Here is an 8,559-nt window from a genome sequence, read left to right as displayed (position 1 = left end):
TTTAACAAACTAGCCCTGCAAATAGACACGCTAAGGACAAATGTTGAGCTTTTTACAAACACACTTATATTCCTCTTAATAAATTATTTATGATTTAACACCCTCTTACACTATTACCTCTTTAATCTCATTCTCATATATAATCTCATTTTTGCTAAATTTACTGCATTATTATATTTAAATAGAGAGAAACTAAAGATATTTGTTACATTCCTGTATGATATAATCAGATTTGTCTATAAAGTTTTTAATATTAAGTAAATCTTTATCTTGCAGTAAATCTTTATCATAGGTTGTTCTAAAAAGATGTATTATTCCAGAAGCTTTAATTATATCTACTGATAGCTTAATTAAATTTAAATCACCGTTAAAAAAGGTGGAATATTTTGCAAAGTCAGCTTTTATGTCCATTGCTATAAAATCAATAAGTTTTTTTGATATAAGTTCTTGTAAAACATTTGGATTTGTGCCGTTTGTGTCAAGTTTAACAAGAAATCCAAGCCTTTTAATTTTTAATATAAACTCCACTAAATCTTTTTGTATAGTTGGCTCTCCACCTGTTATAACAATACCTTTCAAAAGACCTATTCTTTTATTCAAAAACTCAAAAATTTCTTCTTCATTTAATAAATTCTCAAACAGGTTAGGATCAACTAGTTGCCGATTGTGACAATAAGGGCATCTCATGTTACAGCCCTGTGTAAAAATAACTGCAGCAGGAATTTTAGGATAATCTATTAATGATAATTTTTGTAGCCCAGCAATTTTCATTTCATATTACCTTTCTTAATTTAGTTATTATTGCAAGGGCAATATGTTTTGCGCATTTTAAATTCTTCTCTTTTCCCTTCATTCCACAAAGAAACAGGTCTTAAATATCCTACAACTCTTGAATATACTTCGCATTTTGTACCGCTAATACTGTTTTTTTCATCGAGCAACTGTTTAATTTTTTCTTGAATTTCGTTTGCAGTCATTTTTTCCTCCAAAAGTTTTAAAAACCTTAATGTATATTCTTACAGCGCCATTTTGGCCCTATTGTGTTAAAAAACTTGTACTTATCTTATCACACATGAATTCTGTGTCCTTTGCCTTGCTTTATAAAACACTTCCCAGCAGTTATACAAAATTAGGATTTTAAAGACATTCAATTTGTATAAAGCATATTTTCAAGTCTTTTTATTTGTTTATCTATTTCTTCTATACTTTCATTTTTACATTTTGGACATTCAGCCTGTTCTCCTTCAATATAACCGCATTTTGGACATATGCTAAATGTAGGGGTTATAGAAAAATAGGGTAATTTATAATTTTGACATACTGTTTTTATAAATGTTTTTAAAGCTTCTGTGTTTTTAATTTTTTCTCCAACAAACATATGGAGTACTGTTCCTCCAGTGTACTTAGCTTGCATAGAGTCTTGAAGATCTAAATTTTCAAAAATATCATTTGTGTAATTTACAGGTAACTGACTAGAATTTGTATAAAAAGGCGTACCTTTTTTAAAACTCGCTGAGATTATATCAGGAAACAATTTAGCGTCAATTTTAGCAAGTCTATACGAAGTTCCCTCAGCAGGTGTAGCTTCTAAATTGTAGTTGTTGCCACTTTCTTGTTGATAATCGATAAGAATGTTCCTCATAAAATCTAAAACTTTATTTCCAAACTCTTTGCCTTTTGACGTCCCAATATCTTGTCCAAATAAATTTAGACAGGCTTCATTTAATCCGACAATCCCTATTGTAGAGAAATGATTTTTCCAATATTGATTAAAACGTTGTTTTACACTTCTAAGGTAGAAAGTCATGTATGGGTATAAGTTACATGAAGTAAATTTTTCTAAGATATGTCTTTTAATCTCTAAACTTTGTTTTGCTATGTTCATAGTGTTTTTAAGTTTTTCCATAAACTCTGTTTCGTTTTTTGCAAGATAGCCTATTCTAGGAAGATTAATTGTAACAACTCCAATAGAACCTGTTAGAGGGGAAGCTCCAAAAAGACCTCCTCCGCGTTTTTGAAGTTCACGGTTGTCTATTCTAAGTCTACAACACATGCTTCTTGCATCTTCTGGTTTCATATCGGAATTAATAAAGTTTGCAAAGTAAGGTACACCATATTTTGCTGTTATGTCCCAAAGTGCTTTTATATTTTTATTGTCCCAGTCAAATTCATTTGTGATATTGTAAGTTGGGATAGGAAATGTAAATACTCTTCCTTTAGCATCTCCCTCGAGCATAAGTTCTAAAAATGCTTGATTTAACATATCCATTTCTTTTTGAAAATCACCATATTTTTTATCTTGATGCTTCCCTCCTATTATTACAGGTTCGTCTTTGTAATGAGGAGCAACTGTTAAATCCATTGTTAAATTTGTAAAAGGAGTTTGAAATCCTACTCTTGTAGGAACATTAATATTAAATAAAAACTCTTGTAAAGCTTGCTTGACATCTTTATATGTAAGTTTATCATAGTAAATAAATGGTGCAAGTAAAGTGTCGAAATTTGAGAAGGCTTGTGCTCCTGCACTTTCGCCTTGAAGAGTATAAAAGAAATTTATAATTTGCCCAAGAGCTGTTCTAAAATGTTTTGCAGGTTTACTTTCAGATTTTCCAGAAACACCTTTAAAACCGTTAATAAGTAAATCTTGCAAGTCCCATCCTACGCAATATGCACCTAAAAGACCTAAATCGTGTATATGCAAATCTCCATCTAAATGAGCTTTTCGTATATTTTCTGGATAAATTTTATTTAACCAATATATTTTACTAATTTCAGAAGAAATGTAATTGTTAAGTCCTTGTAAAGAGTAAGACATGTTACTATTTTCATTTACTTGCCAATCTATTTTTTGTAAATATTGATCAACTAAATCTACATTAAATGAAGATGTAATTTCTCTTACTTTAGTATGCTGATCACGATACAAGATATAAGCTTTTGCAGTTTTTTTGTAAACAGAAGAAAGTAAAACTTCTTCAACTATATCCTGAATCTCTTCAACAGAAGGTATTCTGTTTTTAACAGTATTATGCAGTATAGATAAAGTCTTAAGAGCAAGCTTATGTGCAACATCTTGTCCAAATTCTCCAGTTGCAATACCTGCTTTTTCTATAGCAATTGCAATTTTTTTAGGATTGAATGTTTCTTCCAAACCATTTCTTTTTAGAATTGAGCTAAAAAAGTCTTCATGTTCCATTTTATCCCTCTTAGAAATAAAAATCCTCATCTCTTGTGCAGACAAGGTTACAAAAAATAAAGATTTAAATTATGTCTGCGATAATTTAAATTTCTTAATACATACCAAAAATCTTTTGGAAAGTCTTCTGACTTGAGAATAATAGATAAAAAATCTAATCACCGCACTTTTCCATCTGGCAAAGACAATGGCTTTATTTATATATTTACGGTTTTTATTTTTCTATCACAACACCAGGGATGCTTCCGATTTTAACGAAATTGTCTGTAGTTCTGTAGTAGGAAACACTATATGTAGTACGAACAAAATATTAGCACACAACATATATTAAACTATTTACACTGTAATGTCAATAGTAATATTAAAATTGTTGTGGCTGTATGAACCTAGCATGGAACATTTAACATTTTATAGATTGACAAGTAAGCTTTTTTTCTTATTTTATCATTAACAGAGACAATATTTTTTGTATTTTTTAAAACGTCAAATACTTTTTCAATAGTAGTTTTTTTCATATTAGGGCATTCTGACAAATTTGTAACAGGATAGAAATTTTTATTTGGATTTTCTTTCTTAAGTCTGTATAAAATTCCTATTTCTGTACCTATTATAAAATCTTTATTATTACTATTTTTTATATATTTGCACATAGTTCCTGTAGACATTGCATAGTTTGCTATTTCTATAACTTCAGGTCTGCATTCTGGATGTACAAGAACTTCTGCTAGAGGGTGCTCTTTTTTTGCTTTTAAAACATATTCTGGCAAAATAAAATTGTTATGAGTTGGACAAAAACCATTCCAAACGTTTATTTTTATACCAGAAACCTTTTGAACGTAATTGCCGAGGTTTCTGTCAGGAATAAATAAGATGTCTAAGTGTTTATTGCTAGAGGCAACATGCCTTAAAATATTTACAGCATTAGAAGAGGTGCAACATATATCACTATGTGCTTTTATTTCTGCTGATGTATTTATATAAGCTATAACAAAAGGGTTTTTGAATTTTGACTTAAAGTTTTTTAATTCTTGTACTGTTATCATATCTGCCATAGGGCAACCTGCATTTATATCAGGTATTAAAACTTTTTTATTGGGATTTAATATGTGTGCAGTTTCTGCCATAAAGTGTACACCACAGAAAACTATTGTTTCTGCATCGGTTGCAACTACTTTTTTACTTAAATCTAAAGAGTCACCAATAAAATCTGCTATATCGTGTATTTCTGGCCGCTGATATATATGTGCTAAAATTATTGCATTTTTTTCTTTTTTCAAATCATTTAATTGATTAAATATTGAGTTCATTATAAAATCTCATTTGGTTTTTTAGAGAAACCCGCTTATTAAATTGTCAAATCTTATTTTATTTTTTCTATTTTTTTCATTTTATTAATTGATATTTCACTTAAAGTTGTTATTTTGTCAAACATTTTTGTTTTAAATGTACCAGGCCCTTCAGAAGTTTTGTCTGCTATTTCTCCTGCTATCTCAAAACATACAAGTCCTGCGATTGCAGCAAAAAAATAATCTTTTTCTACAGCACAGAAAGTGCCTATTACAGATCCTGCCATACAACCTGTACCTACAATTTGTGCCATCATAGAAACCCCATTTTTTACTTTAATAATTTCTGCACCATTTGTACATATATCTTCCCTGCCTGTTACCACTACTACACACTCTTTTTCTCTTGCAAATGTTGCCGCAATGTTTGCTATATCACCTAAAACTTCACCGGAATCTACGCCTTTTGTTGTAACATTTATACCAGCGGTACTTGCAATTTCTGAAGCATTACCCTTAACAACTGCAACTTTGTACTGCAAAAGTTCTTGTATTTTTTTGTTTCTATATTTTGTAGCGCCAACACCTACAGCATCAATAATAATAGGAATATCTTTTTTATTTGCAGCTTTTATGGCCTGTTTCATAGCTTCCACTGTAGAATTATTTAAAGTTCCTATATTTAATACAACAGCATTAGATATAGACGCCATCTCTGCAGCTTCTTCAAACGCATGTGCCATTACCGGGGATCCCCCAAAAACTTTAACTATATTAGCACAGTCTGCTATTGTAACCCAGTTTGTGATATGGTGCACCAAAGGTGAAACTTTTCTAATCTTTTGTAGAGTTTCATAAATTTTGTCCATTCCAGCTACTCCTTAAAAACTATAGTGTCAAGGGTCTATCTAAAAATCTTAACGTACATCTTTGACACAGCTGCGTTAAAAATTTGTGTTTATGATGATATGGATAAAGCATGCGTTTTTTGCTTTGTATTGCAAAAAATCATAGGAAATTATACACATTAAGGTTTTTAGATAGATCGGTATGTATTATACATTATTTTAAAGGCTCTCTAAAAACAACCCTTTAATTTATTGGAGAATGAGATTATAATTTCTGCGGTATTACTAATACCTAAAATAGATGAGTTTATAGATAAATCATAAGAGTTTACATCTTTCCAAGTTTTACTAGTATAATAGTTATAATATTTTGAACGTTCTTTATCTATAATATTTATTTGTTCTAAAGCTTTGTCTTTATCAATTTTATTTTTTTCAGATATGCGTTTTATACGGTCTTGCAAATTAGCATGTATGAATATATGTACACAGTTTTGCATATCTCTTAAAATATAATCTGCACATCTTCCAACAAAAATCGCAGAACTTTTTTTTGCAATGGTTTTTATTATATCGCTTTGTATTTTAAATAAAGTGTCATTAAGAGCAAAATTTTCAGGACAGGTTATATACCCAGTTAAATTTTCTAACAATTCCAAATGCTTTTTTTCGTCAAATTGTTCCAAAATCTCTGTTCTTAAACCGCTTTTTTGAGCTGCTATTAAGAGAAGATTTTTATCATAATATTCTACTTTTAAGCATTTTGAAAGTTCTTGAGCTATTAAGAGACCTCCGCTACCATATTGGCGCGAAATAGTTATTATGATTTTATTCACTAAACCTCCCTCAACCTTTTTATTAAAAGGATTATTTTTAGACACTCTCCTTAAACTGTTTATATTGAGCCAATATCATGTATATTGCCAAAACAGATGATATTAAGTCACCGACTGGATAGCTTACCCAAACACCTGTAGGACCCATAAATTTAGGTAAAATTATAAGTAATGGAATAAGTATAATCACTTGCCTTAACACTGAAAGAATAATTGCCCTATAAGCCTTGCCTATACTTTGAAAAAAACTTATAGCAACAACTTGAAAACCAGCCAACGGAGCACAAATAAACACATATCTAAGCCCTCTTGCAGAGGCGTTTACAAGATTTATTTCATCTGAAAAAAAAGAAGATACAAAATGCGGAAATAATTCCATAATAACTGCTCCAAACAACATCACCAAAACAGCAAAGATAGAAGCTTTTTTAAAAACCTCATTTACTCTAGAATACAAACCAGCTCCGTAGTTGTACCCTGCTATGGGTTGCATGCCTTGATTGATACCAAAAATTATCATCATAAATAAAACAACTATCCTGGTTACTATCCCATAAGCGCCTACTTCTAAATCCCCTCCATAAAATGATAAACTTTTATTTATAATTATAACTATTAAACATGTGGAACAATGTAATGAAAATGGAGAAAGTCCTATAGAAAAGATGTCTTTTACTATTTCTTTTTTCAAAACAAAAAACTGTTTTTGAAAATGAATAAAAGTGGTTTTTGTACTAAAAAACAATATCTGCCAAATTAATACTATAAGTTGAGCTATAACAGTTGCCCACGCACTTCCCTGTATACCCCATTTAAATTGAAAAATAAATACATAGTTTAATACTAGATTGATAAATATTGTAGCAATGGTTGAATACATTACTTTTCTAGGATGTCCAATAGTTCGCAATAGTCCGTTTAAACCCATATACGTGTTGGTAACAATAGTGCCTATTAAAATTACACGTATAAATTCATATGCGTATGGAAGTGATTGGCTGCTTGCACCAAAAAAAATAATAATTGGTTTTAGAAAAAACATCAAGCCAACTGTAACAAAAATACTGATTAATATATTTATTATAACAACATTACAAAGTATATGGTTTGCGGCAGTATAATCTTTTTGCCCAAGCCTTATAGAAGAAATAGCAGAAGCTCCAACGCCAATGAGAGTACCTAATGCTGTTTGTAAATTTATAAGAGGAAACGATATTGAAAGTCCCGATAAAGCCATGTCTCCAACGCCACGTCCAATAAATATGCTATCTGTTATGTTGTACAAAGACATTGCTGTCATTGCTGTAATGGCAGGCAAGGAATATTTTATAAGTAGTTTTGTTATGTTTGCGTTTCCTAACGACAATATAGAAGAATTATCTTTCATTTAAAATCCACTTGCCTTTATTACTTCTTTAATTTTTAATGCAGAATTTTTTAAAGCTTCAAGTTCTAGTTTATCAAACTCTACTTTCATTACTTGTCTTATTCCTTGTCTAGAAACTATGGCTGGTACACTTAAATACAAATCACTTATTCCATAATAATTTTCAAGTAAAGAAGAAACAGGCAAAACACTATTTTGATTTTTTAATATTGCTTTTGAAATTTTTGTTAAAGAAAGGCCAATCCCATAAGATGTTTCACCTTTTTTTTCTATAATTTTATATGCGGAATCTCTTACATCTTCAAAAATTTTTTTAAGTTTAGTTTCGTTATTGTCTTTATTACAATATTTGAAATATTCTTTAAAGAATACATCTCCAACTACGGCTTTACTCCATACAGGGAATTCGCTATCCCCATGTTCTCCAAAAATTGAAGCATGTATATTTCTTGAATCTACATTTAATTCTTTGCCTATTAAATATCTAAGCCTTGCTGTATCAAGTACTGTTCCTGAACCTATAACTTCTTTGGCAGGTTTTCCAGAAATTTTGTATGTAATATAAGATAAAATATCTACAGGATTGGTTGCAACAAGGATTATTGCATTGGGCGAATATTCAACAATTTCAGGGATTATAGTTTTAAAAATTTCTGCGTTAGCTTTTATTAAATCTATTCTTGTTTCACCAGGCTTTTGCCCTCTGCCTGCACTTATAACAACAAGATCTGAGTTTGCAGTGTCTGGATAGTCACCCGCATATATTTTGATAGGAGACACAAAAGGGGCTCCATGAGATAAATCCATGGCTTCACCTTCGGCTTTTTCCCTGTTGTAGTCCACAAGAACCATTTCTCTTGTAACACCACTTATAATCATAGAGTATGCATAACGCATTCCGACATTACCACAACCTACAATACATACTTTTGGTGTCAAATTTATCATATTATAGCTCCATAATACAAAGATATTACTTAATATTATATCATTTAGATAAAATCAA

8 protein-coding genes are annotated in these 8,559 nt (G+C 30.4%); all 8 read right to left on the bottom strand.

Annotated features, from left to right (window positions below):
* Positions 1-192: 192 nt before the first annotated feature.
* The 8 genes from LBD57_RS03050 to LBD57_RS03015 all read right to left on the bottom strand — a co-directional run bounded on the left by LBD57_RS03050 (position 193) and on the right by LBD57_RS03015 (position 8,501).
* Positions 193-771 carry an anaerobic ribonucleoside-triphosphate reductase activating protein gene (locus tag LBD57_RS03050; protein WP_373469870.1) on the bottom strand — a complete coding sequence of 193 codons (579 nt, stop codon included), beginning with the start codon at positions 769-771 and terminating at the stop codon, positions 193-195.
* Positions 772-791: 20 nt separating this feature from the next.
* A complete protein-coding gene (nrdD, locus tag LBD57_RS03045; protein ID WP_373469869.1) occupies positions 792-977 on the bottom strand; it encodes an anaerobic ribonucleoside-triphosphate reductase in 186 nt (61 codons plus the stop codon).
* Positions 978-1,147: 170 nt separating this feature from the next.
* Positions 1,148-3,196, bottom strand: a complete 2,049-nt coding sequence (locus tag LBD57_RS03040; RefSeq protein ID WP_373469868.1) for a ribonucleoside triphosphate reductase — start codon at positions 3,194-3,196, stop codon at positions 1,148-1,150.
* Between the two features lie 386 nt (positions 3,197-3,582).
* Positions 3,583-4,503, bottom strand: a complete 921-nt coding sequence (gene nadA, locus LBD57_RS03035) for a quinolinate synthase NadA (RefSeq protein WP_373469867.1) — start codon at positions 4,501-4,503, stop codon at positions 3,583-3,585.
* A gap of 53 nt (positions 4,504-4,556) precedes the next feature.
* Complete coding sequence (gene thiM, locus LBD57_RS03030; RefSeq protein ID WP_373469866.1) at positions 4,557-5,351, bottom strand: hydroxyethylthiazole kinase; 795 nt, start codon at positions 5,349-5,351, stop codon at positions 4,557-4,559.
* A gap of 209 nt (positions 5,352-5,560) precedes the next feature.
* The gene (locus LBD57_RS03025; RefSeq protein WP_373469865.1) at positions 5,561-6,166 is read right to left on the bottom strand and encodes an AAA family ATPase; all 606 of its coding nucleotides are present in this window, start codon (positions 6,164-6,166) and stop codon (positions 5,561-5,563) included.
* A 37-nt stretch (positions 6,167-6,203) separates the two neighbouring features.
* Positions 6,204-7,553 carry an MATE family efflux transporter gene (locus LBD57_RS03020; protein ID WP_373469864.1) on the bottom strand — a complete coding sequence of 450 codons (1,350 nt, stop codon included), beginning with the start codon at positions 7,551-7,553 and terminating at the stop codon, positions 6,204-6,206.
* Positions 7,554-8,501: an L-lactate dehydrogenase gene (locus LBD57_RS03015; RefSeq protein WP_373469863.1), complete on the bottom strand. Its 948-nt coding sequence runs from the start codon at positions 8,499-8,501 to the stop codon at positions 7,554-7,556.
* Positions 8,502-8,559 lie beyond the last annotated feature (58 nt).

This window comes from Candidatus Endomicrobiellum cubanum (assembly GCF_031278955.1).
Taxonomy (GTDB): Bacteria; Elusimicrobiota; Endomicrobiia; order Endomicrobiales; family Endomicrobiaceae; genus Endomicrobiellum; species Endomicrobiellum cubanum.
This window is presented reverse-complemented; position numbering and strand designations above follow the sequence as displayed.